This window comes from Streptomyces sp. NPDC006516, from assembly GCF_040611875.1.
Lineage (GTDB): Bacteria > Actinomycetota > Actinomycetes > Streptomycetales > Streptomycetaceae > Streptomyces.
On record NZ_JBEXPD010000002.1, the window covers coordinates 409,392 to 435,793 of the forward strand.

A 26,402-nucleotide genomic window follows, 5' to 3' on the forward strand; every position below is an offset into this window, starting at 1 on the left:
TCCGGACCGTCGCGTCATCCCTCGATGAAGATCTCCTCGACGGAGGAGGCCGTGACGGCGCGGCTGAACCACTGGTCCAGGAGTTCGGTGTCGTCGCAGTTGGTGATCTTCTCGCGGGCCTCGTCGGGCACGTGTACGCCGCGCAGTTCGAGCATCATGAGGAGGCTCTTGGCCTCGCCCCTGGCCTCGCCCCTGGCCTCGCCCCTGGCTTCGCCTTCGGCTCGGATCTCTTCGGAGAGCGGTGAAGTGTAGAAAGAGAGGTCCACGGCCACCAGGTTCCTCCACTGTTGTGCGGCCGGGCGGTCGCCCAGGCCTTGTGCGGTGAGTTCGACGAGGGTGCAGGGACCACGGCTTCCTGCACCCGTCCTTTCACGGCGACGTGACTGAATCCGTCGGCGTGTGCGTCAGCTCGCGTCGAAGATTTCGTCGGTGGAGGTTGCCGTGACGGCGCGGCTGAACCACTGGTCCAGGAGGTCGGTGTCGTCGCAGTTGGTGATCTTCTCGCGGGCCTCGTCGGGCACGTGTACGCCGCGCAGTTCGAGCATCATGAGGAGGCTCTTGGCCTGGCCTTTGGCCTCGCCCCGGGCCTCGCCCCGGGCCTCACCCCGGGCTTCGCCTTCGGCTCGGATCTCTTCGGAGAGCGGGGAAGTGTAGAAAGAGAGGTCCACGGCCACCAGGTTCCTCCACTGTTGTGCGGCCGGGCGGTTGCCCAGGCCTTGGGCGGTGAGTTCGACGATGGGGTTGGCGATTGTCTCCGGTGTGTCCCGCAGCGCGGTGGACAGCGATTTCAGTATGGCACCGACGTCCGGATTGTCAGCGTGTGTGATGGCGGAGAGGGCAGCGAGTGGGAGGTCCTTCCGGGCCTGAGCCACATCCGTGATGAACGGGATGTTGTGCGGCCCCGCGACCAGCGGGTGCAGGGTGAGCACGGGCCACTGGGTCGCGCCGAGCCGCACGGGACGGGCCGCCCATTCCGCGGTGGCGCGGTCCTGGCAGACGACCAGGAGCGTCGTCGGCAGCCCGTACTTCGCCAGCAGGTAGGAGAAGTAGTACGCCCAGCTCGCGTGCTTGTCGGGATCCTTTCTGCCTTGAGCCTCGACGGCGAGCAAAAAGGGCCCTTGGTGTTCCGTTTCGATGCGCAGCAGGGTGTCCACCCGGCGTTCGAGTGGCTGGTTCTCCGTGAGGTCGTTGGAGAGGACCTCGGTCCTGGTGGACTCGGGGAAGGCGAGGCCGAGCACGTCGGAGACCCGGGAGAAGAGCCCTGGGTACTCCTGGAAGATGCGGTGCATTGCCTCGTGGGGCGCGTTGGCCATACGGATCCGTTCGGGGGCGGGGTCGCTCGCAGCTCAGGCGGCGATGTGGATGCCGGTCCGGCAGTCCCGGCAGTGGCCGGGGTGGCGGGACCGGAAGGCGCGGTCGCAGAGGTCGCAGTTCTGGAGCGGGATGACGATGCTGCCGGGGCGCTGCGGCGGCGCGAGGTCCTGGGCGCCGGGCAGCGGCGGCGGCAGCAGGGCGGTGATCCGGTGTCGGAGCAGCTTGGCCGGATGCTTCAGCGGGACCGGCAGGTCGGTCGTCAGCGCCTGGCGGACGGTGTCCGGGTGGGCGTCCCGCTCCAGCCAGGTGACGACACCCGGGGTCAGTGCCTCGATGTCCCGTTCGGACAGGGTCAGTTGCGGTGCCAGGCGGCGCAGGTCCGCGAGGAGCGCCGAGGCCGACCGGCGGAGTTCGGGGTCCGCGTCCTGCGGCTGGGGCAGCGGGGGAGGCGGTGCCGTACGCGCGGTGGGAGCCGGCAGGGCGGCGGGCAGCGGGGCGGGAGCAGGTGACGTCTCCGGCGCGGACCGGTGCACCACCGGTGCGGGGCTCGCTACGGGAGGCGGAGGCAGGGGCGTGGACACCGGCGGCGCGGCCGGTGACACCGGTGCGTTTTGTCGGCCCGTCCTGGGGCGGGGGATGGAGACCGTGGGTGCTTCGGCGCCGGGTCGGTCGTACGAGACGGTACGGGTGACGATGCGGCCGTCGGCCAGCCGTACGCGGCTGCGGCGCAGGTACCCGGTCGCCTCCAGCTCGCGCAGGCCGACCGCGATCCGGGCCTCGCTCTCGGGAAAGCGAGCGGCGAGGTGCCTGATGCTGATCCGGGCCCCGTCCGGCAGCGACTGGATGTGCACGGCGAGGCCGATCGCCAGCAGCGACAGCGTGCGGTGCTGGGTGAGGTGGTTGCCGACGACGGTGAAGGCCGCGGTGTGCCGGACATGGACGTGGATGACGCCGGACGACGGCGTGGAGCCCTCGGACTCGGGGGACGGGGCGCACGGGGGCGCGCTAACCTGCTGGGTACCCATCGGGAAGCCTTACTTCCTCGGTGGTCAGGCCCTCGATCGGGATTCGCAGTCCCGGCCGGGGGCCGTCGCATGTCTGTGATTGTCGCGGCGAGCATATGCCAGCCAACCCATGCCAAATCCAGCCCAGTTGGCATATGTCACCCGTGTGAGTGACCACGGCCGGTGCTGGTCGGGTTTGGGTGGGGAGGGTTCTTTTCCACGTCCTCAAAAGCCTTAAGTGCCGTGGGCCACCGGGTCGCGGCCCGCCGCGACCCGGTACGGGCGGGTCACCACGCGAGGTCGAGTTCGGCCCAGACGGTCTTGCGCGGGAAGGGGCCCGGGGCCACGCCCCAGCGGTCGGCGAGTGCCTCGACGATCAGCAGGCCGCGTCCGGTCTCCATGTGCTGGTCAGGGGCGACCGGATGTGGCAGCCGGTCACCCAGGGCGTCGGTGACCTCGATCCGCAGAAGCCCCCCGTGGTGCGCCGCCAGGCACAGGCGGAAGTCCCGTCCCGGCACGCGCCCGTGCAGTACGGCGTTCGTGGCCAGCTCGGCGACGATCTGCGCGGCCGGTCCCGGGGGAAGCCCCCAGGTGCTCAGGTGGGCTACGGCCAGCAGGCGTGCGAGTCGCGCCCCTCGCCTGGTGGGGGAGAGCAACACGGTGAACTCCCGCACGGGAGCGGAAGATCCGGTTCGGGTGATTTCTCGGCTCATGTCACTCAGAGTGGCCAACCCGTCGCTACTCTCTGAAGGAGCGACGCCCGTGCGGAGGGACCTTGTCCGGCTCAGGCGCGGGTCGGTCCGGCCTGTACGCCGTGACGCACGGACGGCGGGCCCCGTTGCAGGTGAGGCAAGAGGGAGGCGGGGCGGATGAGTGCGGCCAGCGGTGGGGCGGGGCGTTCGGTGAACAGCGGGGACGGCGGGCGCTGGGAAGCGGAATCGGAGGATGACTCCGGTGCGGTGATGAAGGCCGTGGGCCGGCAGATCAAGCTCTGGCGGGAAGCAGCGGGTCTGCGGCAGGCGGAGCTGGGAGCCGCCATCGGGTACAGCGAGGAGATGGTGTCCTGCGTCGAGCGCGGTCGGCGTGCCCCGAAGCCTGAGTTCCTGGACGGTGCGGACAGGGTCCTCGAAGCGGGCGGGAAGATCGCCGCCATGAAAGGGGACGTGGCAGAGGCCCGGTATCCGAAGAAGGTCCGGGACCTGGCCCGGGTCGAGCGGGAGGCGGTCGAACTCGGCGCCTACGGCAACCACAACATCCACGGGCTGCTCCAGACCGAGGAGTACGCCCGGGCCCTCTTCGAGATGCGTCGGCCGGCTCTCTCCCCGGACGACCTCGACCGCTTCGTCTCCGCCCGGCTGGCCCGGCAGGAGATCTTCACGCGGACGCCCCTGGTGACGCTCACCTTCGTCCAGGAGGAGGTCACCCTGCTGCGACCGCTCGGTGGCAGGGCTGTGCTCCGCCGACAGCTCGAACATCTTCTGGAAACGGCCCAGTTGAGGCACGTCGAGTTCCAGGTGATGCCGACGGACCGGGACGACCACGCGGGGATGGGCGGCGAGGTCCAGCTGCTGAAGCTGAAAGAAGGGACGACGGTCGGCTTCTCGGAGGCTCAGCTGACCACCCGCACGGTCCTCGACCCGAAAGAGGTCCATCTCCTCGAACTCCGGTATGGAATCATCCGGTCGCAGGCTCTCAGCCCACGGGAGTCGCTGGCCTTCGTCGAGAAAGCGCTGGGTGAGACATGAGCCTCCCGTCCGCCGGACATCGATCCGAGTCCCCATGGTTCAAGAGCAGCTACAGCGGCAGCAACAACAACGACTGCGTCGAGGTCGCCGTATCCCCACGGGCCGTCCGCGTGCGCGACTCCAAGAACGTGCCGGGCCCGGAGATCGGCGTGGACGCGCGCGCCTGGGCCCGCTTTCTGGAGTACGCGGCGCAGGGCTGACCTCCAGGGGCGGGATCAGGACCCGGCGCGGGGCAGGCGGACCATGAAGACGTCCACCGGGTCCTCGCGCTCCAGGGCGAAGCCGTGCCGCTCGTACAGCCGGCGAGCGGCGCTGCCCTGGAGGACGCTCAGCCGGACCGGCACGCCCTGGGCGTCGGTACGGGCGAGGACCCCGGCCAGGACCGCGCTACCGATGCCCCTGCCCTGGAGCTCCGGGGCGAGGTAGAAGTGCTCCAGCCAGCAGCCGTCCTCGGAGGGCCGCAGCGCGACGCACCCCGCGACGGCCCCGGCCGACTCCACGACGGAGGTGTGCTCGGGGACGTAGGCGTCACGCAGCCGTTGCCGCACCCGGTGCTCGTCGTACCGGCCCAGGCGTTCCAGGTCGGGGCGCATCGCCGCGGCCCGGATCTCGGATATGGCCTCGACGTCATCGGCGGTGGCCGGCCGCAGGCTCCAGCCCTGGATGGTGCTCGTAGACATGACCGGATTCAATCAGCAGGGTCTGTACACCGGCCCTCAACAGGGTGTCAGGCCTCCGTGAACAGGTCGTCGGCCGTGGTCGCGCTGAGCGCGCGTACGGTCCAGCGGCCGAGCAGAGCCATGTCGATGCAGCCGCTCACGCGGTCGCGTAAGTCGTCCGTGACCGCGATGCCGCGCCGTTCCAGCACCGTCAGGACGCTCCGGGCCCAGTCGTCGGCCCTGGTGTCGGCGCACCGGCCGCCCGTGATCCCCGCGCGGCGGCAGTGGGCTGCCGGCGCCATGCCCTTCCAGGTGCGCGCGGCGGCTGTTCCGGTGCCGAGCCCGAGCGAGGTGAGTTCGCCGAAGACGGTCGCCAGGTCCTTCTTCTCGGAACGCCCGGCGCCCTTCAGCGCCGCGGCCAGCGACGCGAGCACCGCGTCCGCCTCGGGTCCGGTGCCGTGGGTCATCGCGGAGAGCGCGGCGAGCGGGATGTCCCGGGCGGCCTGCGTCGGATCCGCCACCGCGGGGACGTTGTGCGGGCCCAGGACCAGGGGGTGGAAGGTCAGAGCCGCCCACTGCGGCGGGCCGAGGGCGAGGGGGCGCTCCGCCCAGCGCGCCGTGACCTCGTCGGGGCAGACGACCAGGAGGACGGGCGGCATGCGGTACGCCGCGAGGAGGTGCGCCATCCGCGAGCGCCAGTAGCTGCGCCTCGCCGGGCTCCTCGTCCCCGCGGTCTCCAGGGCGAGCACATAGCCGTCGCCCTCTGGCGGGGCCACCCGGAGCAGGATCTCGAAGCCCGGCCCCAGGAGGTCCGGCGCGAGGGGACCGCTCGGGAGACGATCCACCGGCGCGAGGCCCGTCGGCAGGAGAGCCGTGGCGACGGGGTCGGCGAACGGGAGGCCCAGCGTGCGCAGGGTCCTGGCGAAGACGGCCGGATCGTCCTGGAGGACGCGGCGCATAGCCGCCTGCCATGAGCGGATCATGGCCTGACGCTAGGGGCCGACGGCGTACGGCATATGCCGTAGGGAGAGGAGTGGCCCCTTCGCGTGACGCGGCGAACAGTCGGCCGATTGGCGGGAGGGGGCCGTGCGCGGGCCGCGGAGGCGCGTCCGCGTTTGACCGGTCCCCCGCAGGGGGTAAGATCCTCGGCCCGATTGGCCAGGCCTGCGGGCCGTATGGCACACTAGCCAGGTTGCTCGGTTGAGTGTCAATGCTGCGCGCCTCCCGCCGGGAGGACCGGAAGCGAGTCCCACAGTACTCGTCGACCCCCAGGGTCGGACGTACGGGAATCTTCCGGGAAGTGCCAGTGGGGCGCTGACCAGGCACCCGGTGGGGTTTCGCCCCCGGCAGCGCGGTTTCGGCCCGCACCCCCTTGGTTGGGAAATCCTTCGGGACTTCTTCGTAGAGGGGATGCGACACGCCCGACCGCGTGGGTCGGAGGCGGAGGCTAGGAGAACTCCCGGGTTCCAGAGCGTTATGAGAGACAGGACTACTAGTAGCCATGGCGGGACAGAAGATCCGCATCCGGCTCAAGGCCTACGACCACGAGGTCATCGACTCCTCGGCGAAGAAGATCGTCGAGACGGTGACCCGCACTGGTGCGTCGGTCGCGGGCCCGGTGCCGCTGCCCACTGAGAAGAACGTGTACTGCGTCATCAAGTCGCCGCACAAGTACAAGGACTCGCGCGAGCACTTCGAGATGCGCACGCACAAGCGCCTCATCGACATCCTCGACCCCACGCCGAAGACGGTTGACTCGCTGATGCGTCTCGACCTGCCGGCGGGCGTCGACATCGAGATCAAGCTCTGAGGTGACGCGCGAGATGGCTAAGAACATTAAGGGCGTCCTGGGCGAGAAGCTCGGCATGACCCAGGTCTGGGACGAGAACAACCGGGTCGTGCCGGTGACCGTCGTCAAGGCCGGGCCCTGTGTCGTCACCCAGGTCCGCACCAACGACAGCGACGGCTACGAGTCGGTCCAGATCGCCTTCGGCGAGATCGACCCGCGCAAGGTGAACAAGCCCCTCAAGGGCCACTTCGCCAAGGCCGACGTGACCCCGCGCCGCCACCTGGTGGAGCTCCGCACCCCTGACGCCAGCGAGTACACGCTGGGCCAGGAGGTCACTGCCGAGGTGTTCGAGTCCGGCGTCAAGGTTGACGTCACGGGCAAGAGCAAGGGCAAGGGCTTCGCCGGTGTCATGAAGCGTCACAACTTCAAGGGCCTCGGCGCCGGCCACGGCGTCCAGCGCAAGCACCGTTCCCCCGGTTCGATCGGTGGCTGCGCCACCCCTGGGCGTGTCTTCAAGGGCATGCGCATGGCCGGTCGTATGGGTAACGAGCGCGTCACCACCCAGAACCTGACCATCCACGCGGTTGACGCGGAGAAGGGTCTGCTCCTCATCAAGGGCGCAGTCCCCGGTCCGAACGGCGGCCTCGTCCTGGTCCGTACCGCGGCCAAGGGGGCTTGAGGTAATGAGCACCATTGACATCCTTTCGCCGGCAGGCGACAAGGCCGGTACCGTCGAGCTCCCCGCGGAGATCTTCGACGCGAAGACCAGCGTTCCGCTGATCCACCAGGTCGTCGTCGCACAGCTGGCAGCTGCCCGTCAGGGCACGCACAAGACCAAGACCCGCGGCGAAGTCCGTGGTGGTGGGCGCAAGCCGTACCGCCAGAAGGGCACCGGCCGCGCGCGCCAGGGTTCGACCCGTGCGCCGCAGTTCGCCGGCGGTGGCGTCGTCCACGGCCCTCAGCCGCGTGACTACTCCCAGCGCACCCCGAAGAAGATGAAGGCCGCCGCCCTGCGCGGAGCCCTCTCGGACCGGGCGCGTCACTCCCGCATCCACGTCGTCACCGGCGTGGTCGAGGGTGGGATCTCCACCAAGGCCGCCAAGACGCTGTTCGGCAAGATCTCGGAGCGCAGCAACCTGCTCCTGGTCGTCGAGCGTGCCGACGAGGCCGCGTGGCTGTCCGCTCGCAACCTGCCCCAGGTGCACATCCTGGAGCCGGGCCAGCTGAACACGTACGACGTGATCGTCTCTGACGACGTGGTCTTCACCCAGGCCGCTTTCGAGTCCTTCGTGTCTGGCCCCCAGACCGCTGAGACCGAAGGGAGCGCCGCCTGATGAGTGAGGCGACCGTTACCAGCAAGACCTACTCGGACCCGCGCGACGTTCTCGTCAAGCCGGTTGTCTCCGAGAAGAGCTACGCGCTGCTCGACGAGAACAAGTACACCTTCATCGTCGCGCCCGGCTCCAACAAGACCCAGATCAAGCAGGCCGTGGAAGCGGTCTTCTCGGTCAAGGTCACCGGGGTCAACACGATCAACCGGCAGGGTAAGCGCAAGCGCACCAAGACCGGCTTCGGCAAGCGCGCCGACACGAAGCGCGCCATCGTGACCCTCGCCGAGGGCGACCGTATCGACATCTTCGGCGGCCCGACCTCCTAGTGAGGTCGAGTCGTCCGGAATCGGACGAGGACTGAGAAATGGGTATCCGCAAGTACAAGCCGACGACCCCGGGCCGTCGTGGCTCCAGCGTCGCCGACTTTGTCGAGATCACGCGGTCCACGCCGGAGAAGTCGCTGGTCCGCCCCCTGCACAGCAAGGGCGGCCGTAACAACGCCGGTCGTGTGACCGTTCGCCACCAGGGCGGTGGCCACAAGCGCGCCTACCGTGTGATCGACTTCCGTCGTCACGACAAGGACGGCGTGCCGGCCAAGGTCGCGCACATCGAGTACGACCCCAACCGCACCGCGCGCATCGCGCTGCTGCACTACGCGGACGGCGAGAAGCGTTACATCGTCGCCCCCCGTGGTCTGTCGCAGGGTGACCGCGTCGAGAACGGGCCGACCGCAGACATCAAGCCGGGCAACAACCTGGCGCTGCGCAACATCCCGGTCGGTACGACCATCCACGCCATCGAGCTGCGGCCCGGCGGCGGCGCGAAGTTCGCCCGTTCCGCGGGTGCCTCCGTGCAGCTGCTGGCGAAGGAGGGCACCATGGCCCACCTTCGTATGCCGTCCGGTGAGATCCGGCTGGTCGACGCCCGCTGCCGCGCCACCATCGGCGAGGTCGGCAACGCCGAGCAGTCGAACATCAACTGGGGCAAGGCCGGCCGTATGCGCTGGAAGGGCGTTCGCCCGACCGTCCGCGGTGTCGCGATGAACCCGGTTGACCACCCGCACGGTGGTGGTGAAGGCAAGACCTCCGGTGGACGTCACCCGGTCTCGCCGTGGGGTCAGAAGGAGGGTCGTACTCGCTCGCCGAAGAAGGCATCGAGCAAGTACATCGTCCGCCGCCGCAAGACGAACAAGAAGCGCTAGGAGCGGGTTTAGATGCCGCGCAGTCTCAAGAAGGGGCCCTTCGTCGACGGCCACCTCATCAAGAAGGTGGACGTACAGAACGAGGCAGGCACCAAGAACGTCATCAAGACCTGGTCCCGTCGCTCGATGATCGTCCCGGCCATGCTGGGTCACACCATCGCGGTGCACAACGGCAAGATCCACGTCCCGGTGTTCGTCACCGAGTCGATGGTCGGCCACAAGCTCGGCGAGTTCTCGCCGACTCGCACCTTCCGCGGCCACGTCAAGGACGACCGGAAGTCGAAGCGCCGCTAACCGCGGGGTGGAAACGACTATGACTTACACCGAAGGGACAACCATGGAAGCCAGGGCCCAGGCGCGGTACATCCGCGTCACGCCCATGAAGGCCCGCCGCGTGGTGGACCTCATCCGTGGCATGGATGCCACGGAGGCTCAGGCGGTCCTGCGTTTCGCCCCGCAGGCCGCGAGCGTGCCGGTTGGCAAGGTGCTGGACAGCGCCATCGCCAACGCTGCACACAACTACGACCACACCGACGCCTCTTCGCTGGTCATCAGCGAGGCGTACGTGGACGAAGGCCCGACCCTGAAGCGGTTCCGTCCGCGTGCCCAGGGCCGTGCCTACCGGATCCGTAAGCGGACCAGCCACATCACCGTGGTCGTCAGCAGCAAGGAAGGAACCCGGTAATGGGCCAGAAGGTAAACCCGCACGGGTTCCGGCTCGGCATCACCACGGACTTCAAGTCCCGTTGGTACGCCGACAAGCTGTACAAGGACTACGTCAAGGAAGACGTCGCCATTCGTCGCATGATGACGAAGGGCATGGAGCGGGCCGGCATCTCCAAGGTGGAGATCGAGCGCACCCGCGACCGCGTCCGCGTTGACATCCACACCGCCCGCCCGGGCATCGTCATCGGCCGCCGTGGCGCCGAGGCCGACCGCATCCGTGGCGAGCTGGAGAAGCTGACCGGCAAGCAGGTCCAGCTGAACATCCTCGAGGTCAAGAACCCCGAGGTGGACGCTCAGCTGGTGGCCCAGGCCGTCGCCGAGCAGCTCTCCTCCCGCGTCTCCTTCCGTCGTGCCATGCGTAAGAGCATGCAGAGCACGATGAAGGCCGGCGCCAAGGGCATCAAGATCCAGTGCGGTGGCCGCCTCGGCGGCGCCGAGATGTCCCGCTCGGAGTTCTACCGCGAGGGCCGTGTGCCCCTGCACACGCTCCGCGCGAACGTGGACTACGGCTTCTTCGAGGCCAAGACGACCTTCGGCCGCATCGGCGTGAAGGTCTGGATCTACAAGGGCGACGTCAAGAACATCGCCGAGGTCCGCGCCGAGAACGCAGCGGCTCGCGCCGGCAACCGTCCGGCTCGTGGCGGCGCTGACCGCCCGGCCGGCCGTGGTGGCCGTGGTGGCGAGCGTGGCGGTCGCGGCCGCAAGCCGCAGCAGTCCGCGCCGGCAGCGGAGGCCCCCAAGGCCGACGCTCCCGCCGCCGCTGCTCCGGCTGAGAGCACCGGAACGGAGGCCTGACCGAAATGCTGATCCCCCGTAGGGTCAAGCACCGCAAGCAGCACCACCCGAAGCGCAGCGGTATGTCCAAGGGTGGCACGCAGGTTGCGTTCGGCGAGTACGGCATCCAGGCGCTGTCCCCGGCGTATGTGACGAACCGTCAGATCGAGGCAGCTCGTATCGCGATGACCCGCCACATCAAGCGTGGCGGCAAGGTCTGGATCAACATCTACCCGGACCGCCCCCTGACGAAGAAGCCGGCCGAGACCCGCATGGGTTCCGGTAAGGGTTCTCCCGAGTGGTGGATCGCGAACGTCAAGCCCGGTCGGGTGATGTTCGAGCTGTCCTACCCGAACGAGAAGATTGCTCGTGAGGCGCTCACCCGCGCTGCTCACAAGCTTCCGATGAAGTGCCGGATCGTTCGGCGCGAGGCAGGTGAGTCGTGATGTCGGCCGGTACCAAGGCGTCCGAGCTGCGCGAGCTGGGCAACGAGGAGCTCCTCAACAAGCTCCGCGAGGCCAAGGAAGAGCTGTTCAACCTCCGCTTCCAGGCGGCGACGGGGCAGCTCGAGAACCACGGTCGGCTCAAGTCCGTCCGTAAGGACATCGCCCGGATCTACACCCTGATGCGCGAGCGCGAGCTGGGCATCGAGACGGTGGAGAGCGTCTGATGAGCGAGAAGACTGTGACTGAGACCAACACCGACCGCGGTTTCCGTAAGACCCGTGAGGGTCTGGTCGTCAGCGACAAGATGGACAAGACCGTCGTCGTCGCTGTCGAGGACCGTGTCAAGCACGCGCTGTACGGCAAGGTCATCCGCCGTACGAACAAGCTCAAGGCCCACGACGAGCAGAACGCTGCAGGCGTCGGCGACCGCGTTGTCATCATGGAGACGCGTCCGCTGTCCGCCACGAAGCGCTGGCGCATCGTCGAGATCCTCGAGAAGGCCAAGTAATCCCTGAGGGGGTCTCCCCTCAGGCCAGTTCCGCCAGGCTCGGCGGGGGCCGCTTCACCGCGGCCCCCGCCGGGAACCGGCAGACGATCAGGAGATAGACGTGATCCAGCAGGAGTCGCGACTGCGCGTCGCCGACAACACGGGTGCGAAGGAAATTCTCACCATCCGTGTTCTCGGTGGCTCGGGTCGCCGCTACGCGGGCATCGGTGACGTCATCGTCGCCACCGTCAAGGACGCGATCCCCGGTGGCAACGTGAAGAAGGGTGACGTCGTCAAGGCCGTCATCGTTCGCACCGTCAAGGAGCGCCGTCGCCAGGATGGCTCGTACATCCGCTTCGACGAGAACGCCGCTGTCATTCTCAAGAACGACGGCGACCCCCGCGGCACCCGCATCTTCGGCCCCGTGGGCCGAGAGCTGCGCGAGAAGAAGTTCATGAAGATCATCTCGCTCGCGCCGGAGGTGCTGTAAGCATGAAGATCAAGAAGGGCGACCTGGTTCAGGTCATCACCGGTAAGGACAAGGGCAAGCAGGGCAAGGTCATCGTCGCCTTCCCCGCCCAGGACCGTGTCCTCGTCGAGGGTGTCAACCGGGTCAAGAAGCACACCAAGGCCGGTCAGACGGCTCGCGGCTCGCAGACCGGTGGCATTGTCACCACCGAGGCCCCGATTCACGTCAGCAACGTTCAGCTGGTCGTGGAGAAGGACGGCAACAAGGTCGTCACCCGCGTCGGCTACCGCTTTGACGACGAGGGCAAGAAGATCCGCGTTGCCAAGCGGACCGGTGAGGACATCTGATGACTGCCACCACTGCGCCGCGTCTCAAGACGCGCTACCGCGAGGAAATCGCCGGCAAGCTGCGTGAGGAGTTCTCTTACGAGAACGTCATGCAGGTCCCCGGTCTGGTCAAGATCGTGGTCAACATGGGTGTGGGCGACGCCGCCCGCGACTCCAAGCTGATCGACGGGGCCGTCAAGGACCTCACCACGATCACCGGCCAGAAGCCCGCCGTCACCAAGGCCCGCAAGTCGATCGCGCAGTTCAAGCTGCGCGAGGGGCAGCCGATCGGCTGCCACGTCACCCTCCGTGGTGACCGCATGTGGGAGTTCCTGGACCGTACGCTGTCGCTCGCGCTTCCGCGTATCCGTGACTTCCGTGGCCTGTCGCCGAAGCAGTTCGACGGCCGTGGCAACTACACCTTCGGTCTCACGGAGCAGGTCATGTTCCACGAGATCGACCAGGACAAGATCGACCGGGTCCGGGGCATGGACATCACCGTGGTCACCACGGCTGCCAACGACGACGAGGGTCGTGCCCTGCTTCGTCACCTCGGCTTCCCGTTCAAGGAGAACTGACCGTGGCGAAGAAGGCTCTGATCGCTAAGGCCGCCCGTAAGCCGAAGTTCGGCGTTCGCGGGTACACCCGCTGCCAGCGCTGCGGCCGGCCCCACTCCGTCTACCGCAAGTTCGGCCTGTGCCGCGTGTGCCTTCGTGAGATGGCTCACCGTGGCGAGCTGCCGGGCGTGACCAAGAGCTCCTGGTAAATCTCCTTCGCCCTTTGGGCGTTGGGAGTACCAGAAGCTCTCGGTAAGTATCTGGTCGGCAGGAGCCCCGCTCTTCATGCCGTAGGCTTGAAGGGTTGGGCGCCTGCCGCCCTGACCGACTTACTACGCCGTAGGTCCCCGCACCGCACCCGTCCCGCCACTGAGTGGGGAGAGGGATGGCGCATACAGGAAACCCCGGCGAGAGAGGCCGAAGGCCAACTCATGACCATGACTGATCCCATCGCAGACATGCTCACGCGTCTGCGCAACGCGAACTCGGCGTATCACGACGATGTCGCGATGCCGCACAGCAAGATCAAGTCGCACATCGCGGAGATCCTCCAGCAGGAGGGCTTCATCACCGGCTGGAAGGTCGAGGACGCCGAGGTCGGTAAGAGCCTCGTCCTCGAGCTGAAGTTCGGCCCGAACCGCGAGCGCTCGATCGCCGGCATCAAGCGAATCTCGAAGCCGGGTCTGCGTGTATACGCAAAGTCCACCAACCTGCCGAAGGTTCTCGGCGGCCTGGGCGTGGCGATCATCTCCACGTCCCACGGTCTCCTGACCGGCCAGCAGGCCAGCAAGAAGGGCGTAGGTGGGGAAGTCCTCGCCTACGTCTGGTAGTCGGGAACGGAGGAATAGCTCATGTCGCGAATCGGCAAGCTCCCCATCCAGGTTCCCGCCGGTGTGGACGTCACCATCGATGGCCGCACGGTCGCGGTGAAGGGCCCCAAGGGGACCCTCTCGCACACCGTCGCAGCGCCGATCGAGGTCACCAAGGGTGAGGACGGCGTGCTCAACGTCGTCCGCCCGAACGACGAGCGTCAGAACAAGGCCCTCCACGGCCTGTCCCGCACGCTGGTGGCGAACATGATCACCGGCGTGACCACGGGATACAGCAAGGCGCTCGAGATCAGCGGTGTCGGTTACCGCGTCCAGGCGAAGGGCTCCAACCTGGAGTTCGCCCTGGGTTACAGCCACCCGATCCTCATCGAGGCCCCTGAGGGCATCACCTTCAAGGTCGAGTCGCCCACGAAGTTCAGTGTCGAGGGCATCGACAAGCAGAAGGTCGGCGAGGTCTCGGCGAAGATCCGCAAGCTGCGGAAGCCCGACCCGTACAAGGCCAAGGGCGTCAAGTACGCGGGCGAGGTCATCCGCCGCAAGGTCGGAAAGGCTGGTAAGTAGCCATGGCATACGGTGTAAAGATCGCCAAGGGCGACGCCTACAAGCGTGCAGCCCTCAAGCGTCGCCACATCCGCGTCCGCAAGCACATCTCCGGTTCGCCGGAGAGGCCGCGCCTGGTCGTGACGCGTTCCAACCGCCACATCGTGGCTCAGGTCATCGACGACATCGCGGGCCACACGCTCGCGTCGGCGTCGACCCTGGACACGTCGATCCGCGGGGCGGAGGGTGACAAGAGCGCCCAGGCCAAGCAGGTCGGCGCCCTGGTCGCCGAGCGCGCCAAGGCCGCAGGCGTCGAGGCCGTCGTGTTTGACCGCGGTGGTAACCAGTACGCCGGGCGGATTGCCGCTCTGGCTGACGCCGCCCGTGAAGCCGGGCTGAAGTTCTAAGCCCCGGTTCCAACGCACAGCGGACGTAACAGAGAGAGGTAAATCCAATGGCTGGACCCCAGCGCCGCGGAAGCGGTGCCGGTGGCGGCGAGCGGCGGGACCGGAAGGGCCGTGACGGTGGCGCTGCCGCCGAGAAGACCGCGTACGTCGAGCGCGTCGTCGCGATCAACCGCGTCGCCAAGGTAGTGAAGGGTGGTCGTCGCTTCAGCTTCACCGCGCTGGTCGTGGTGGGCGATGGTGACGGCACCGTCGGTGTCGGATACGGCAAGGCCAAGGAAGTTCCCGCGGCCATCGCCAAGGGCGTCGAAGAAGCCAAGAAGAGCTTCTTCAAGGTCCCGCGTATCCAGGGCACCATCCCTCACCCGATCCAGGGCGAGAAGGCTGCGGGCGTCGTCCTGCTCAAGCCTGCTTCCCCCGGTACCGGTGTGATCGCGGGTGGCCCGGTGCGCGCCGTTCTGGAGTGCGCCGGCGTTCACGACATCCTGTCGAAGTCGCTCGGTTCTTCGAACCCGATCAACATCGTGCACGCGACCGTGGCGGCCCTCCAGGGCCTGCAGCGTCCCGAGGAGATCGCGGCTCGCCGTGGTCTGCCCCTCGAGGACGTCGCCCCCGCGGCTCTGCTTCGTGCGCGTGCGGGAGCGGGTGCGTAATGGCTCGCCTCAAGATCACGCAGACGAAGTCGTACATCGGCAGCAAGCAGAACCACCGCGACACCCTGCGTTCGCTCGGGCTCAAGCGCCTGAACGACGTGGTTGTCAAGGAGGACCGCCCCGAGTTCCGCGGCATGGTGCAGACCGTCCGCCACCTCGTGACGGTTGAGGAGGTTGACTGACATGGCGGAGAACAGCCCGCTGAAGGCCCACAACCTCCGGCCTGCCCCGGGCGCCAAGACCGCCAAGACCCGTGTGGGTCGTGGTGAGGCGTCCAAGGGTAAGACCGCAGGCCGTGGTACCAAGGGTACGAAGGCTCGTTACCAGGTTCCGGAGCGCTTCGAGGGTGGCCAGATGCCCCTCCACATGCGTCTCCCGAAGCTCAAGGGCTTCAAGAACCCGTTCCGTACGGAGTACCAGGTCGTGAACCTGGACAAGCTCGCGACGCTCTACCCCGAGGGTGGAGAGGTCACGGTGGCCGACCTGGTCGCCAAGGGCGCCGTGCGTAACAACCACCTCGTCAAGGTCCTCGGACAGGGCGAGATCTCCGTTGCGCTGCAGGTTTCGGTTGACGCCGTCTCCGGCTCCGCCAAGGAGAAGATTGCCGCTGCCGGCGGCACCGTCACCGAACTCGTCTGAGACAACTCGGACAGGGCTGTGGCCTGAACACCCGACCGGGGATGCCTCTCATTTGGGGCATCCCCGGTTGGTCGTTCCTAGGGGGGCATGTCCGCCGGTAAGGTGGCGTGCACTGTTGCTGTGGTAAGACCCGGGCAAGCGCCCGGGGCTCTTTGGCTGTTACGTAATCGTCGATCCTCAAGACCGTCACCTCACGCTTTTGCGCGGGGGTCGCAGGAGGCACCGTGCTCACCGCGTTCGCCCGGGCGTTCAAGACGCCCGACCTGCGCAAGAAGCTGCTCTTCACGCTCGGCATCATCGTGCTCTACCGTCTCGGGGCGCACATTCCCGTACCGGGGGTGAGCTACGAGAACGTCCAGATTTGTGTTGATCAGGCCAGCAAGGGCAACAACAGCCTGTTCGGTCTGGTGAACATGTTCAGCGGTGGTGCACTGCTGCAGATCACGATCTTCGCGCTCGGAATCATGCCGTACATCACGGCCAGCATCATTCTTCAGCTGCTGACCGTCGTCATCCCCCGGCTCGAAGCCCTCAAGAAGGAGGGGCAGTCGGGCACGGCCAAGATCACGCAGTACACGCGTTATCTGACCGTGGCGCTGGCCATCCTCCAGGGCACCGGCCTGGTGGCAACCGCCCGCAGCGGCGCGCTCTTCAGCGGCTGCCCCGTCGCGGACCAGATCGTCCCGAACCAGTCGATCTTCACGACCATCGTCATGGTGATCACCATGACCGCGGGCACCGCGGCGGTCATGTGGCTCGGTGAGCTCATCACCGACCGCGGCATCGGCAACGGCATGTCGATCCTGATGTTCATCTCGATCGCCGCCAGCTTCCCCGGCGCCCTGTGGGCCATCAAGCAGAGCGGCAAGCTCGCCGACGGCTGGATCGAGTTCATCACCGTCATCCTCATCGGCTTCGTGATGGTCGGCCTCGTCGTCTTCGTCGAGCAGGCCCAGCGCAGGGTCCCGGTGCAGTACGCGAAGCGGATGATCGGGCGCCGGTCCTACGGCGGTACGTCCACTTACATCCCGCTGAAGGTGAACCAGGCGGGTGTGATTCCCGTCATCTTCGCTTCTTCGCTGCTCTACATTCCTGCTCTAATCGTTCAGTTCTCCAACTCCACCGCGGGCTGGGCGACCTGGATTCAGGACCACTTCGTCAAGGGCGACCACCCGTACTACATCGCGACGTACTTCCTTCTGATCGTGTTCTTCGCATTCTTCTATGTGGCGATCTCGTTCAACCCCGAGGAAGTCGCCGACAACATGAAGAAGTATGGTGGGTTCATCCCGGGTATCCGGGCAGGTCGACCTACTGCCGAGTACCTGAGCTACGTGCTCAACAGGATCACTTGGCCGGGCTCGCTGTACCTGGGCCTGATCGCTCTGGTGCCGACGATGGCGTTGGCAGGCTTCGGCGGAGCTAACCAGAACTTCCCGTTCGGCGGGACGAGCATCCTGATCATCGTGGGTGTGGGTCTGGAGACCGTGAAGCAGATCGAGAGTCAGCTCCAGCAGCGCAATTACGAAGGGTTCCTCCGCTGATGCGAATCGTCCTCGTCGGGCCGCCCGGTGCCGGCAAGGGAACGCAGGCCGCGTTCCTTGCCAAGAATCTTTCGATTCCGCACATCTCCACGGGCGACCTCTTCCGCGCCAACATCAGCCAGGGCACCGACCTTGGCAAGCAGGCCCGTTCCTTCATGGACGCGGGACAGCTGGTGCCGGACGAAGTCACCATCGCCATGGCCAAGGACCGCATGTCCCAGTCGGACGCCGAGAACGGTTTCCTGCTGGACGGCTTCCCGCGCAACGTGGGCCAGGCCGTCGCTCTGGACGAGATGCTTCACAGCGAGAGCCTGAAGCTGGACGCGGTCCTCGACCTGGAGGTCCCCGAGGACGAGGTGGTCAAGCGCATCGCCGGCCGCCGCATCTGCCGCAACGACAGCGCGCACGTCTTCCACGCCACGTACAACCCGCCGAAGACCGAGGGCGTCTGCGACGCCTGCGGGGGTGAGCTGTACCAGCGTGACGACGACACCGAGGAGACGGTGCGCACGCGGCTGGAGGTCTACCACACGCAGACCGAGCCGATCATCGACTACTACCGGTCCCAGGGCCTGGTCGTGACGATCTCCGCGCTCGGCAAGGTCACCGAGGTGACCGAGCGGGCCATGGAGGCCCTCAAGTCCGACGAGGGCTGACGCACCACCCGTAACACCACACCAGCCGGCCGCGGCGCCCTCGGGCGCCGCGGCCGACTGTTTGCGGCCGTATCGTGGAGTACGGCTTCGACCTTTTCCTCCGTACCCAGAAAGGCGCCGAGCGATGGTGCAGATCAAGACCCCCGAGCAGATCGCGAAGATGCGCGAGGCGGGCCTCGTGGTCGCAGCCATTCACGCTGCCACGCGCGAGGCGGCCGTCCCCGGGGCGACGACGAAGGACCTGGACGAGGTCGCACGCAAGGTGATCGCCGATCACGGCGCGAAGTCGAACTTCCTGGGGTACGGCGGTTTCCCCGCCACGATCTGCACCTCGGTCAACGACGTCGTGGTGCACGGCATCCCGGACGAGAAGACCGTCCTTAAGGACGGCGACATCATCTCGATCGACGCCGGCGCGATCGTGGACGGCTGGCACGGGGACGCGGCGTACACCGCGTTCGTGGGCACCGGTCACGCTCCGGAGGTCATCGAGCTCTCCCGGGTGACGGAGGAGTCCATGTGGGCCGGGATCGCCGCGATGAAGGTGAACAACCGGCTCGTCGACATCTCCAAGGCCATCGAGTCCTACATCCGCCGCCAGCCCCGCCCGGCCACCGGCAAGTACGGGATCATCGAGGACTACGGCGGCCACGGGATCGGCACCGAGATGCACATGGACCCGCACCTGCTGAACTACGTCTCCCGCAAGCGGGGCAAGGGCATCAAGCTGGTCCCCGGCGTCTGCCTGGCCATCGAGCCGATGGTCTCGCTCGGTACTCCGCAGACGAAGGTGCTGGCCGACGAGTGGACGGTCCTCACGACCGACGGCACCTGGTCCTCGCACTGGGAGCACTCCATCGCGCTGACCGAGCAGGGCCCGCTGGTCCTGACCGCCCCCGACTGCGGCCGGGCGAAGCTCGCCCAGTACGGGATCGAGACGGCACCGGACCCGCTGGGCTGAGCCGGCACGACGACTGCCCGCCCGATCCGTGTCTAAGGATCAGGGGAAGTGGGCAAACTTGACGGATTCGTCTTTTGGAGTCCGCTGACGTAGACTGACTCGTCGGCTCTCGTGCATCCCTGTGTCCACACGCGGTGGCGTGAGCCGATCAAGGTAGCCGATTCGAAAGGCGAAGCGTGGCCAAGAAGCAAGGTGCCATCGAAATTGAGGGCACCGTGATCGAGTCCCTCCCGAACGCCATGTTCAAGGTGGAACTCCAGAACGGTCACAAGGTCCTCGCGCACATCAGCGGCAAGATGCGGATGCACTACATCCGTATCCTCCCGGATGACCGGGTCGTCGTGGAGCTGTCTCCGTACGACCTGACGCGTGGCCGGATCGTCTACCGCTACAAGTAGATCTTGCCGCCATCCCGCTTCGGCGTGGTGTGGGCACTGACCCGGAGAACCTGACATCCCATGAAGGTCAAGCCGAGCGTCAAGAAGATCTGCGACAAGTGCAAGGTGATCCGCCGTCACGGCCGGGTCATGGTCATCTGCGACAACCTGCGCCACAAGCAGCGCCAGGGCTGACGCACGACCACCTGCATCTCGCAGCTCTTCGCGCGACGCACGTAAACGTACATACGCAGAGCCCGTCCACGCTTCGGCTGACGACACCTCCGGCGGGGGCCGGGGACCCGGGCGTACCATCTCTTCCCCTGTGGACGAGGTCGGCGTTCGGGAGTGGCACTGTGGAAGACCCCCGAAATAACAACTGGAGCCATTGAATGGCACGCGTTTCAGGTGTTGACATCCCGCGCGAAAAGCGCGTGGAGGTTGCCCTCACCTACGTCTTCGGTATCGGGCGCACCCGGTCCAAGGAGATCCTCGCCGCCGCCGGCGTGAACCCGAACACCCGCGTTCGTGACCTGGCCGAAGAGGACCTGGTCAAGATCCGCGAGTACGTGGACGCCAACCTCCGCACCGAGGGTGACCTTCGCCGCGAGATCCAGGCCGACATCCGCCGCAAGGTCGAGATCGGCTGCTACCAGGGCATCCGCCACCGTCGTGGCCTGCCCGTCCACGGTCAGCGCACCAGCACGAACGCGCGTACCCGCAAGGGCCCGCGTCGCGCCATCGCCGGTAAGAAGAAGCCGGGCAAGAAGTAGTCCTCAGCGGACGCACTGCGCGTCTCCGGTCACCGGGGGTTCGCAGCAACCAGCGGTCTTCGCTGTAGGACCGATCACCTCCCCTCTCCATCTGGAGTCAAGACATGCCCCCCAAGGGTCGTCAGGGCGCAGCCAAGAAGGTGCGTCGCAAGGAAAAGAAGAACGTCGCTCACGGGCACGCCCACATCAAGAGCACGTTCAACAACACCATCGTCTCGATCACGGACCCCTCGGGCAACGTGATCTCCTGGGCCTCCGCCGGCCACGTCGGCTTCAAGGGCTCGCGCAAGTCCACCCCCTTCGCCGCGCAGATGGCCGCCGAGTCGGCCGCCCGCCGCGCGCAGGAGCACGGCATGCGCAAGGTCGACGTCTTCGTGAAGGGTCCCGGCTCCGGCCGCGAGACCGCGATCCGCTCCCTCCAGGCCACGGGCCTCGAGGTCGGTTCGATCCAGGACGTCACCCCGACGCCGCACAACGGCTGCCGTCCGCCGAAGCGTCGCCGCGTCTGATTCGCCACGGCCGGTGACGGCCGTGCGTCAGTAACGCTGGATGCGGGCGGTATGTCCCTTCGGGGGCGTGCCGCCCGTATCCTTGTCTCATCTGTCGGGCATCAAATAGCGGGTGCCCACGACTGAAGGATCTCAGCATGCTTATCGCTCAGCGTCCGTCGCTGACCGAAGAGGTCGTCGACGAATTCCGCTCCCGGTTCGTGATCGAGCCGCTGGAGCCGGGCTTCGGTTACACCCTCGGCAACTCCCTGCGTCGCACGCTCCTCTCCTCGATCCCCGGTGCCGCTGTCACCAGCATCCGGATCGACGGTGTCCTGCACGAGTTCACCACCGTGCCGGGCGTCAAGGAGGACGTGACCGACCTCATCCTCAACATCAAGCAGCTGGTCGTCTCCTCGGAGCACGACGAGCCGGTCGTGATGTACCTGCGCAAGCAGGGTCCCGGCCTGGTCACCGCTGCTGACATCGCCCCGCCGGCCGGTGTCGAGGTCCACAACCCGGACCTCGTCCTGGCCACGCTGAACGGCAAGGGCAAGCTGGAGATGGAGCTGACCGTCGAGCGCGGTCGCGGCTACGTCTCCGCCGTCCAGAACAAGCAGGTGGGCCAGGAGATCGGCCGTATCCCGGTCGACTCCATCTACTCGCCGGTGCTCAAGGTCACGTACAAGGTCGAGGCGACCCGTGTCGAGCAGCGCACCGACTTCGACAAGCTGATCGTCGACGTCGAGACCAAGCAGGCCATGCGTCCCCGTGACGCCATGGCGTCGGCCGGCAAGACCCTGGTCGAGCTGTTCGGTCTGGCGCGTGAGCTCAACATCGACGCCGAGGGCATCGACATGGGCCCGTCCCCGACGGACGCCGCGCTCGCCGCCGATCTGGCTCTGCCGATCGAGGAGCTCGAGCTCACGGTCCGTTCGTACAACTGCCTCAAGCGCGAGGGCATCCACTCGGTGGGCGAGCTCGTGGCCCGCTCCGAGGCGGACCTGCTCGACATCCGCAACTTCGGTGCGAAGTCGATCGACGAGGTCAAGGCGAAGCTGGCCGGTATGGGCCTGGCGCTCAAGGACTCGCCTCCCGGCTTCGACCCGACCGCCGCCGCCGACGCCTTCGGCGCCGACGACGACGCGGACGCCGGTTTCGTGGAGACCGAGCAGTACTGATCGCCTTCCGGCGGGGGGTGCCCGGTTTCAGGGTGCCCCCAGGCTGGGGCGCAGACCGCTGACGTCCGGTGTGAGTCGGACTGGGTTTGTTCTGGCCGACGTCCGGTGAGAGTCGGATGGGCTTGATGTGGCTGATGGCTGGTGGAAGCCGGGTATCAGTCGCTGCGAAGTAAGACTTCCGCGGGGCGTCCGCCTCGCGGGAACTGACACCGGTACCTGATACGGCCGGTGCAGCACACAAGGAGAAACACCATGCCTCAGCCCGCCAAGGGTGCCCGTCTGGGCGGCAGCGCTGCGCACGAGAAGCTTCTTCTCATCAACCTCGCGAAGTCGCTGTTCGAGCACGGCCGCATCACCACGACCGAGGCCAAGGCCCGCCGCCTGCGTCCGGTCGCCGAGCGTTTCATCACCAAGGCGAAGAAGGGCGACATCCACAACCGTCGCCTGGTGCTGCAGTCGATCACGGACAAGAGCATCGTGCACACGCTCTTCACCGAGATCGCCCCGCGGTACGAGAACCGCCCCGGTGGTTACACCCGCATCACCAAGATCGGCAACCGTCGTGGCGACAACGCCCCGATGGCCGTCATCGAGCTGGTCGAGGCGCTGACCGTGGCCCAGCAGGCCACCGGTGAGGCCGAGGCCGCGACGAAGCGCGCCGTCAAGGAAGACGCCCTCAAGAAGGACGAGGCTCCGGCCGAGACCGTCGAGGACGCCAAGCCGGCCGACGCCGCCGCTGAGGAGTCCAAGGACGCCTGAGCGTTCTGAGACCCAGGTACGGGCCCGCATCTCCCTTCGGGGCGGTGCGGGCCCGTTCGGTTTTGAGAGGATCTTCGGGTGAGTGACGAGGCAGAGCCCGGATTCGTACGGGTACGACTGGACCTTTCCTACGACGGGAAGGACTTCTCCGGCTGGGCGAAGCAGACCAGCAGGCGCACCGTTCAGGGCGAGATCGAGGACGCGCTGCGCACCGTGACGCGGTCGTCGGTGACGTACGACCTGACGGTCGCCGGGCGTACCGACGCGGGCGTGCACGCGCGCGGGCAGGTGGCGCACGTCGATCTGCCGGCGGAGGTGTGGGCCGAGCACGAGGAGAAACTGCTGCGGCGGATGGCGGGACGGCTGCCGCTGGACGTGCGGATCTGGCGGGCGGCGGAGGCCCCGGCGGGGTTCAACGCGCGCTTCTCGGCGCTGTGGCGCCGTTACGCGTACCGGGTGGGTGACCGGCCTGGCGGGGTGGACCCGCTGCTCCGGGGCCATGTGCTGTGGCACGACCGGCCGCTGGACCTGGACGCGATGAACGAGGCCGCCGCGCTGATGGTCGGCGAGCACGACTTCGCCGCGTACTGCAAGAAGCGTGAGGGCGCCACGACCATCCGGACGCTCCAGAAGCTGCACTGGGTGCGGGACGCGGAGTCCGGGGTGCTCACGGCGACCGTCCAGGCCGACGCGTTCTGCCACAACATGGTGCGGGCCCTGATCGGGGCGGCGCTGTTCGTGGGGGACGGGCGCCGCCCGGCCGGCTGGCCCGCCGAGGTGCTGGCCGCGAAGGTGCGGGACCCGGGGGTCCACGTGGTGCGTCCGCACGGGCTGACGCTGGAGGAAGTGGCCTACCCGGCCGACGCGTTGCTGGCCTCCCGCGCCCAGGAGGCCCGCAACGTCAGGACGCTTCCGGGGGCGGGCTGCTGCTGACCGGCCTGCGGCGCAGGGCGCGGATCAGTTTGCCCGCGAAGTACAGGGCCACGGCGCTGGACACGGTGGAGCGGAACCAGCCGATGTCGGGTGTCCACCAGGCGTAGACCGCCGCCGCGGTGAACAGCAGCAGGGCCGCGGTGCGCAGCACCCACCAGCGGGCCGGGTGCGGTTCGTCCGGGGGCGGGGTCTCGGGGTGGACGCCGTCCTTCGTGGTCATGGTGTCCCGCATGCCCGCGAGGAAGCCGCGTCGGGCCAGTACCCGGGCGCCCGGGAGCGCGGCGAGGATCTCCTGCTCGCCGCCGTAGCCGTCGGGCAGCGGCGGGAGGCCCAGGGCGGCGACGAGCTCGCTCTGGTGGCGGGCGGGGTCGCCGGTGGCACGCAGGACATGTGCCAGGGGCCGGGCGTCGCTGAGCCCGTACACCCGGGCGAGTGCGGCTGCCGTCGCGGTCGCCTCGGCGTGGTCGGTCGCGGGGGCGGCGGTCTCCCAGGTGTGATCCGCCACCTTCCTGCCCCGGTGGACGAGGGTGAAGCTGCTGCGCTCCGGGGTGCGGTGCAGGACCAGGGCGGGCCAGTCCTCGGCCGTGGTGAAGTTGTCGGCCGCCGAGGTGAGCGGGTCCTCCGGGAGCAGGGCCGCGCGCTTGCCGCGGACGGGGTCCGGGACGATCTCGACGTACGTGTGACGGCTGCCCGCCGGGGCCGTCCGCAGGCTGTGCCCGCAGATCAGGGCGGCCTGGGCCACCTCGGTCGGGCCGGTGGAGGCGATGGCGACCGACCGGGGTGCCAGTTCGCGTTCCCAGTCGGGTGCGCCGGCGGCCGGAGCTGCGGGGGAGGCGCGGAAGAACGGGATACGCATCGCCAGCTCGACGCGGGTGTCGGAGCGGGCCTCCAGGAACTCCGCGCGCGCCTCGCCGAAGTAGGTCCAGGGGAACGTGGTGGCGTGCACGCCGATGCCGCGGAAGGCGGTGAGGGCCTCTTCGTAGCGGTTCATCGACCACAGGACGAGAGCCAGGTGGTTGCGGAAGCCCGCGGCCTCCCGGTCCCCCGGGGCGTAGCTGTCGGACAGCGCCTGCGCGCGGGTCACCGCCGCCTCGGCGCGCGGCGTGTACGGGTCGGGGCCGGGAGTCTCCTCGTCGGCGATCAGGTACTCCACGACGGCCTGGAGCGGCAGTGCGTGGAGCCGGGAGCCGGGAGGTGCCTGGTCGGCGGCCCGCTCGGCGAAGGCGAACATCTCCTCGTGCGAGCCGTACCACTTGGCGCAGAGGTACTGGAGCGCCTGCACGTGGCAGCCCTCGTGGTGCGGATCGCGGGCGTTCGCCTCGGCCAGGTAGGTGTCGAAGACCTCGCGCGGCGCCTGGATGCCCCGCGCCTGGGTCAGCGCGATGCGCCACGGGACCGGATCGTCGGGGTTGAGCTCGGCGGCGGCCGAGATCACCGGCACCGCGTCCCGCAGCACAGCGTGGAACGCCCGGAACTGGTCGGCCTCGACGTGCTTGGCCCGGGCTCCCGTGCGGATCTGCCAGGCCTGGTTGACGTACTGGTCGGCTTTGACCAGGACGGCGTCGGGGTCCTGCGGGGACTCCTCCAGCCAGCTGTCCAGCCAGCCGGGGTGGTGCAGCGAGGCCCGTGCGAGGCGGGAGACGCAGGTGTCCCTGCGCTCCCACTGGGCGTGCCTGCGGGTGCCCGCGAGCAGCTCGGCGGCCGGGGCGTGGTCACCCGCCGCGGCGGCGGCGAGGGCCGCCCGCAGCGTGGAGTCGGGGGCGTCGAGGACCACGGCGTCGTCCGGCGGGAGGTCGGCGCCTATCGCGTCGCTGTGGCGCAGGACGCGCGGGATGGTGAAGAGGGCGGTCAGACGCACGGCGGCGGGTCCTCGGTCGAGGGGAGGGTGAGGGCTGGTGCGTGAGGGAGGGAGCGCGCCGCGGATCAGGTGGCGGGAGCGCCCGCGGCGGCCGAGGCCTGCACCTCGCCGCGGTGGCGGATCTGCCGGAACGTGAAGTCGGTCAGGTCGTTGCCGACCGCGTAGACGTTCTTGTCCGCCGTGGTGACGTTCTTCCCGCTGGTGAAGCCGCCGACCGTGAAATAGGCGTAGCGCCCGTAGGAGTTGGCGGTGCGACGGCAGACCGATCCGCCGCGGCAGTAGGTGGGTACACCGGCCCCGCTGAGGGAGGCGATGCCGCCGGAGGCCTGCTGGGCGGCCTTCCGGGCCTCGGCCTCGGTGCCGAAGACGGCGACCCCGACGGTGACCGCGACGCCGTCCTTGCTGTACGTGGCGCGGATGACCTGGTCGCAGCCGTTGCCGGTCAGGATCGATCCGAGGGCGCCCTGGGTGGTCGTGGCGCAGTTCGCCGTCCGTGCGGTGGCGCCCTTGGAGTAGACGCGGTCGCCCATGGTCAGTTTCCTGCCGGGGAAGAAGGCGTCGACGGTGACCGGGGCCTTGTCCTTCTTCTCGTCGGCTATGTAGTCCTTCGGGTCCGGCGGGGGCGGCGGCGCGACCGAGGAGAAGGACGGCTGGGGCGCGGAGCTCTCCGAGGGCAGGTCGGCGGGGGAGGGCAGGTCACCGGCGTTCCTGTCCGACCCGGAGGTGCCGCCGCCGTTGGTCGTGATGACGGCTGTGGCGACGATCGCGGCGACGGCGGCGGTGGCCAGGGCGCCGCCGCCGAGCAGCAGCCACTTCTTACGCCTGTTACGTGCCGCGGACGCCTCGGCCAGCGCCGCCCAGTCCGGAGTCCGGCTCTCTCCCGGCCCCCAGGAGGGCCCCCCTTGCCCAAAGCTCATGCGGCGAATCCTAGAGCCTCGGGAAACCGGTTGGGCCAGGGGTTCGCGGGCCGTGACAATG

The 26,402-nt window shown here is 68.0% G+C and carries 41 protein-coding genes; 33 read left to right on the top strand and 8 right to left on the bottom strand.

Going from position 1 to position 26,402, the window contains the following annotated elements:
- Window positions 1–14: 14 nt before the first annotated feature.
- The 4 genes from ABZY45_RS07985 to ABZY45_RS08000 form a co-directional block, all read right to left on the bottom strand.
- Window positions 15–266: a hypothetical protein gene (locus ABZY45_RS07985; RefSeq protein WP_356737312.1), complete on the bottom strand. Its 252-nt coding sequence runs from the start codon at window positions 264–266 to the stop codon at window positions 15–17.
- A 138-nt stretch (window positions 267–404) separates the two neighbouring features.
- Window positions 405–1,313: a hypothetical protein gene (locus ABZY45_RS07990; RefSeq protein ID WP_356737314.1), complete on the bottom strand. Its 909-nt coding sequence runs from the start codon at window positions 1,311–1,313 to the stop codon at window positions 405–407.
- Window positions 1,314–1,346: 33 nt separating this feature from the next.
- Window positions 1,347–2,339, bottom strand: a complete 993-nt coding sequence (locus tag ABZY45_RS07995; protein WP_356737316.1) for a helix-turn-helix domain-containing protein — start codon at window positions 2,337–2,339, stop codon at window positions 1,347–1,349.
- Window positions 2,340–2,605: 266 nt separating this feature from the next.
- Entirely contained in the window at window positions 2,606–3,031 is a 426-nt protein-coding gene (locus ABZY45_RS08000; protein WP_356737318.1) for an ATP-binding protein, read from the bottom strand.
- Window positions 3,032–3,187: 156 nt separating this feature from the next.
- On the opposite strand from ABZY45_RS08000, the gene ABZY45_RS08005 reads away from it, so the two are divergent.
- Entirely contained in the window at window positions 3,188–4,063 is an 876-nt protein-coding gene (locus ABZY45_RS08005; RefSeq protein ID WP_356737320.1) for a helix-turn-helix transcriptional regulator, read from the top strand.
- Window positions 4,060–4,263 carry a DUF397 domain-containing protein gene (locus ABZY45_RS08010; protein ID WP_356737322.1) on the top strand — a complete coding sequence of 68 codons (204 nt, stop codon included), beginning with the start codon at window positions 4,060–4,062 and terminating at the stop codon, window positions 4,261–4,263. Before ABZY45_RS08005 ends, ABZY45_RS08010 begins: the two co-directional genes overlap by 4 nt.
- A gap of 15 nt (window positions 4,264–4,278) precedes the next feature.
- On the opposite strand, the gene ABZY45_RS08015 is transcribed toward ABZY45_RS08010, so the two are convergent.
- Both ABZY45_RS08015 and ABZY45_RS08020 read right to left on the bottom strand, forming a co-directional pair.
- Window positions 4,279–4,743, bottom strand: coding sequence for a GNAT family N-acetyltransferase (locus ABZY45_RS08015; protein WP_356737324.1), 465 nt, complete (start codon window positions 4,741–4,743; stop codon window positions 4,279–4,281).
- A gap of 47 nt (window positions 4,744–4,790) precedes the next feature.
- On the bottom strand, window positions 4,791–5,705 hold the full coding sequence (locus tag ABZY45_RS08020; protein ID WP_356737326.1) for a hypothetical protein: 915 nt from the start codon (window positions 5,703–5,705) through the stop codon (window positions 4,791–4,793).
- Window positions 5,706–6,223: 518 nt separating this feature from the next.
- On the opposite strand from ABZY45_RS08020, the gene rpsJ reads away from it, so the two are divergent.
- From rpsJ to truA, 31 genes are all read left to right on the top strand, one after another.
- The gene (gene rpsJ / locus ABZY45_RS08025; protein ID WP_003948644.1) at window positions 6,224–6,532 is read left to right on the top strand and encodes a 30S ribosomal protein S10; all 309 of its coding nucleotides are present in this window, start codon (window positions 6,224–6,226) and stop codon (window positions 6,530–6,532) included.
- Between the two features lie 13 nt (window positions 6,533–6,545).
- Window positions 6,546–7,190 carry a 50S ribosomal protein L3 gene (gene rplC, locus ABZY45_RS08030; RefSeq protein WP_014047781.1) on the top strand — a complete coding sequence of 215 codons (645 nt, stop codon included), beginning with the start codon at window positions 6,546–6,548 and terminating at the stop codon, window positions 7,188–7,190.
- A gap of 4 nt (window positions 7,191–7,194) precedes the next feature.
- Window positions 7,195–7,845: a 50S ribosomal protein L4 gene (gene rplD / locus ABZY45_RS08035; RefSeq protein WP_014154590.1), complete on the top strand. Its 651-nt coding sequence runs from the start codon at window positions 7,195–7,197 to the stop codon at window positions 7,843–7,845.
- Complete coding sequence (rplW, locus tag ABZY45_RS08040) at window positions 7,845–8,168, top strand: 50S ribosomal protein L23 (protein WP_014154589.1); 324 nt, start codon at window positions 7,845–7,847, stop codon at window positions 8,166–8,168. The genes rplD and rplW overlap by 1 nt, the downstream gene beginning before the upstream one ends.
- A gap of 38 nt (window positions 8,169–8,206) precedes the next feature.
- On the top strand, window positions 8,207–9,043 hold the full coding sequence (rplB, locus tag ABZY45_RS08045; protein ID WP_056796589.1) for a 50S ribosomal protein L2: 837 nt from the start codon (window positions 8,207–8,209) through the stop codon (window positions 9,041–9,043).
- A gap of 12 nt (window positions 9,044–9,055) precedes the next feature.
- Window positions 9,056–9,337 carry a 30S ribosomal protein S19 gene (gene rpsS / locus ABZY45_RS08050; RefSeq protein WP_003966956.1) on the top strand — a complete coding sequence of 94 codons (282 nt, stop codon included), beginning with the start codon at window positions 9,056–9,058 and terminating at the stop codon, window positions 9,335–9,337.
- A gap of 43 nt (window positions 9,338–9,380) precedes the next feature.
- On the top strand, window positions 9,381–9,728 hold the full coding sequence (rplV, locus tag ABZY45_RS08055; protein ID WP_004571827.1) for a 50S ribosomal protein L22: 348 nt from the start codon (window positions 9,381–9,383) through the stop codon (window positions 9,726–9,728).
- Window positions 9,728–10,564 (top strand): 30S ribosomal protein S3, encoded by an 837-nt coding sequence (rpsC, locus tag ABZY45_RS08060; RefSeq protein ID WP_014047784.1) that lies wholly within the window; start codon window positions 9,728–9,730, stop codon window positions 10,562–10,564. The genes rplV and rpsC overlap by 1 nt, the downstream gene beginning before the upstream one ends.
- Window positions 10,565–10,569: 5 nt before the next feature.
- Window positions 10,570–10,989, top strand: coding sequence for a 50S ribosomal protein L16 (rplP, locus tag ABZY45_RS08065; protein WP_014154587.1), 420 nt, complete (start codon window positions 10,570–10,572; stop codon window positions 10,987–10,989).
- Complete coding sequence (gene rpmC / locus ABZY45_RS08070) at window positions 10,989–11,213, top strand: 50S ribosomal protein L29 (RefSeq protein ID WP_014047786.1); 225 nt, start codon at window positions 10,989–10,991, stop codon at window positions 11,211–11,213. Before rplP ends, rpmC begins: the two co-directional genes overlap by 1 nt.
- Entirely contained in the window at window positions 11,213–11,497 is a 285-nt protein-coding gene (rpsQ, locus tag ABZY45_RS08075; protein WP_069171155.1) for a 30S ribosomal protein S17, read from the top strand. The genes rpmC and rpsQ overlap by 1 nt, the downstream gene beginning before the upstream one ends.
- A gap of 100 nt (window positions 11,498–11,597) precedes the next feature.
- Window positions 11,598–11,966, top strand: coding sequence for a 50S ribosomal protein L14 (gene rplN, locus ABZY45_RS08080; protein WP_003966950.1), 369 nt, complete (start codon window positions 11,598–11,600; stop codon window positions 11,964–11,966).
- 2 nt (window positions 11,967–11,968) lie between these two features.
- The gene (gene rplX, locus ABZY45_RS08085; RefSeq protein WP_014047788.1) at window positions 11,969–12,292 is read left to right on the top strand and encodes a 50S ribosomal protein L24; all 324 of its coding nucleotides are present in this window, start codon (window positions 11,969–11,971) and stop codon (window positions 12,290–12,292) included.
- Entirely contained in the window at window positions 12,292–12,849 is a 558-nt protein-coding gene (gene rplE / locus ABZY45_RS08090; RefSeq protein WP_145804045.1) for a 50S ribosomal protein L5, read from the top strand. Before rplX ends, rplE begins: the two co-directional genes overlap by 1 nt.
- Window positions 12,850–12,851: 2 nt before the next feature.
- The gene (locus tag ABZY45_RS08095) at window positions 12,852–13,037 is read left to right on the top strand and encodes a type Z 30S ribosomal protein S14 (protein ID WP_003948630.1); all 186 of its coding nucleotides are present in this window, start codon (window positions 12,852–12,854) and stop codon (window positions 13,035–13,037) included.
- A gap of 222 nt (window positions 13,038–13,259) precedes the next feature.
- Window positions 13,260–13,658: a 30S ribosomal protein S8 gene (rpsH, locus tag ABZY45_RS08100; RefSeq protein WP_014154584.1), complete on the top strand. Its 399-nt coding sequence runs from the start codon at window positions 13,260–13,262 to the stop codon at window positions 13,656–13,658.
- A 21-nt stretch (window positions 13,659–13,679) separates the two neighbouring features.
- The gene (gene rplF / locus ABZY45_RS08105) at window positions 13,680–14,219 is read left to right on the top strand and encodes a 50S ribosomal protein L6 (RefSeq protein WP_069171154.1); all 540 of its coding nucleotides are present in this window, start codon (window positions 13,680–13,682) and stop codon (window positions 14,217–14,219) included.
- Window positions 14,220–14,221: 2 nt separating this feature from the next.
- The gene (gene rplR / locus ABZY45_RS08110) at window positions 14,222–14,605 is read left to right on the top strand and encodes a 50S ribosomal protein L18 (protein ID WP_033297607.1); all 384 of its coding nucleotides are present in this window, start codon (window positions 14,222–14,224) and stop codon (window positions 14,603–14,605) included.
- Window positions 14,606–14,652: 47 nt separating this feature from the next.
- A complete protein-coding gene (gene rpsE, locus ABZY45_RS08115; RefSeq protein WP_014047793.1) occupies window positions 14,653–15,255 on the top strand; it encodes a 30S ribosomal protein S5 in 603 nt (200 codons plus the stop codon).
- Window positions 15,255–15,437, top strand: a complete 183-nt coding sequence (gene rpmD, locus ABZY45_RS08120; RefSeq protein ID WP_053682614.1) for a 50S ribosomal protein L30 — start codon at window positions 15,255–15,257, stop codon at window positions 15,435–15,437. Before rpsE ends, rpmD begins: the two co-directional genes overlap by 1 nt.
- A 1-nt stretch (window position 15,438) precedes the next feature.
- Window positions 15,439–15,894 carry a 50S ribosomal protein L15 gene (gene rplO, locus ABZY45_RS08125; protein WP_014047794.1) on the top strand — a complete coding sequence of 152 codons (456 nt, stop codon included), beginning with the start codon at window positions 15,439–15,441 and terminating at the stop codon, window positions 15,892–15,894.
- Between the two features lie 224 nt (window positions 15,895–16,118).
- Window positions 16,119–17,438 carry a preprotein translocase subunit SecY gene (gene secY, locus ABZY45_RS08130; RefSeq protein WP_145804043.1) on the top strand — a complete coding sequence of 440 codons (1,320 nt, stop codon included), beginning with the start codon at window positions 16,119–16,121 and terminating at the stop codon, window positions 17,436–17,438.
- Window positions 17,438–18,094 carry an adenylate kinase gene (locus tag ABZY45_RS08135; RefSeq protein WP_356737333.1) on the top strand — a complete coding sequence of 219 codons (657 nt, stop codon included), beginning with the start codon at window positions 17,438–17,440 and terminating at the stop codon, window positions 18,092–18,094. Before secY ends, ABZY45_RS08135 begins: the two co-directional genes overlap by 1 nt.
- Window positions 18,095–18,218: 124 nt before the next feature.
- Entirely contained in the window at window positions 18,219–19,055 is an 837-nt protein-coding gene (map, locus tag ABZY45_RS08140) for a type I methionyl aminopeptidase (RefSeq protein ID WP_356737335.1), read from the top strand.
- A 176-nt stretch (window positions 19,056–19,231) separates the two neighbouring features.
- A complete protein-coding gene (infA, locus tag ABZY45_RS08145) occupies window positions 19,232–19,453 on the top strand; it encodes a translation initiation factor IF-1 (protein ID WP_003956442.1) in 222 nt (73 codons plus the stop codon).
- 60 nt (window positions 19,454–19,513) lie between these two features.
- Window positions 19,514–19,627 carry a 50S ribosomal protein L36 gene (rpmJ, locus tag ABZY45_RS08150; protein ID WP_003956441.1) on the top strand — a complete coding sequence of 38 codons (114 nt, stop codon included), beginning with the start codon at window positions 19,514–19,516 and terminating at the stop codon, window positions 19,625–19,627.
- A gap of 197 nt (window positions 19,628–19,824) precedes the next feature.
- Window positions 19,825–20,205 carry a 30S ribosomal protein S13 gene (gene rpsM / locus ABZY45_RS08155; protein WP_145804037.1) on the top strand — a complete coding sequence of 127 codons (381 nt, stop codon included), beginning with the start codon at window positions 19,825–19,827 and terminating at the stop codon, window positions 20,203–20,205.
- Window positions 20,206–20,309: 104 nt separating this feature from the next.
- Window positions 20,310–20,714: a 30S ribosomal protein S11 gene (gene rpsK / locus ABZY45_RS08160; protein WP_003956432.1), complete on the top strand. Its 405-nt coding sequence runs from the start codon at window positions 20,310–20,312 to the stop codon at window positions 20,712–20,714.
- A gap of 137 nt (window positions 20,715–20,851) precedes the next feature.
- Window positions 20,852–21,874, top strand: a complete 1,023-nt coding sequence (locus ABZY45_RS08165; protein ID WP_003966937.1) for a DNA-directed RNA polymerase subunit alpha — start codon at window positions 20,852–20,854, stop codon at window positions 21,872–21,874.
- A 252-nt stretch (window positions 21,875–22,126) separates the two neighbouring features.
- Window positions 22,127–22,633, top strand: a complete 507-nt coding sequence (rplQ, locus tag ABZY45_RS08170) for a 50S ribosomal protein L17 (protein WP_014154578.1) — start codon at window positions 22,127–22,129, stop codon at window positions 22,631–22,633.
- A 78-nt stretch (window positions 22,634–22,711) separates the two neighbouring features.
- Complete coding sequence (gene truA / locus ABZY45_RS08175; RefSeq protein ID WP_356737338.1) at window positions 22,712–23,566, top strand: tRNA pseudouridine(38-40) synthase TruA; 855 nt, start codon at window positions 22,712–22,714, stop codon at window positions 23,564–23,566.
- Here the strand turns inward: truA and ABZY45_RS08180 are convergent.
- Window positions 23,535–25,424, bottom strand: coding sequence for a hypothetical protein (locus ABZY45_RS08180; RefSeq protein WP_356737340.1), 1,890 nt, complete (start codon window positions 25,422–25,424; stop codon window positions 23,535–23,537). The two genes, truA and ABZY45_RS08180, sit on opposite strands and share 32 nt — an antisense overlap.
- A 65-nt stretch (window positions 25,425–25,489) precedes the next feature.
- The gene (locus tag ABZY45_RS08185; RefSeq protein WP_356737342.1) at window positions 25,490–26,341 is read right to left on the bottom strand and encodes a hypothetical protein; all 852 of its coding nucleotides are present in this window, start codon (window positions 26,339–26,341) and stop codon (window positions 25,490–25,492) included.
- Window positions 26,342–26,402: the final 61 nt, after the last annotated feature.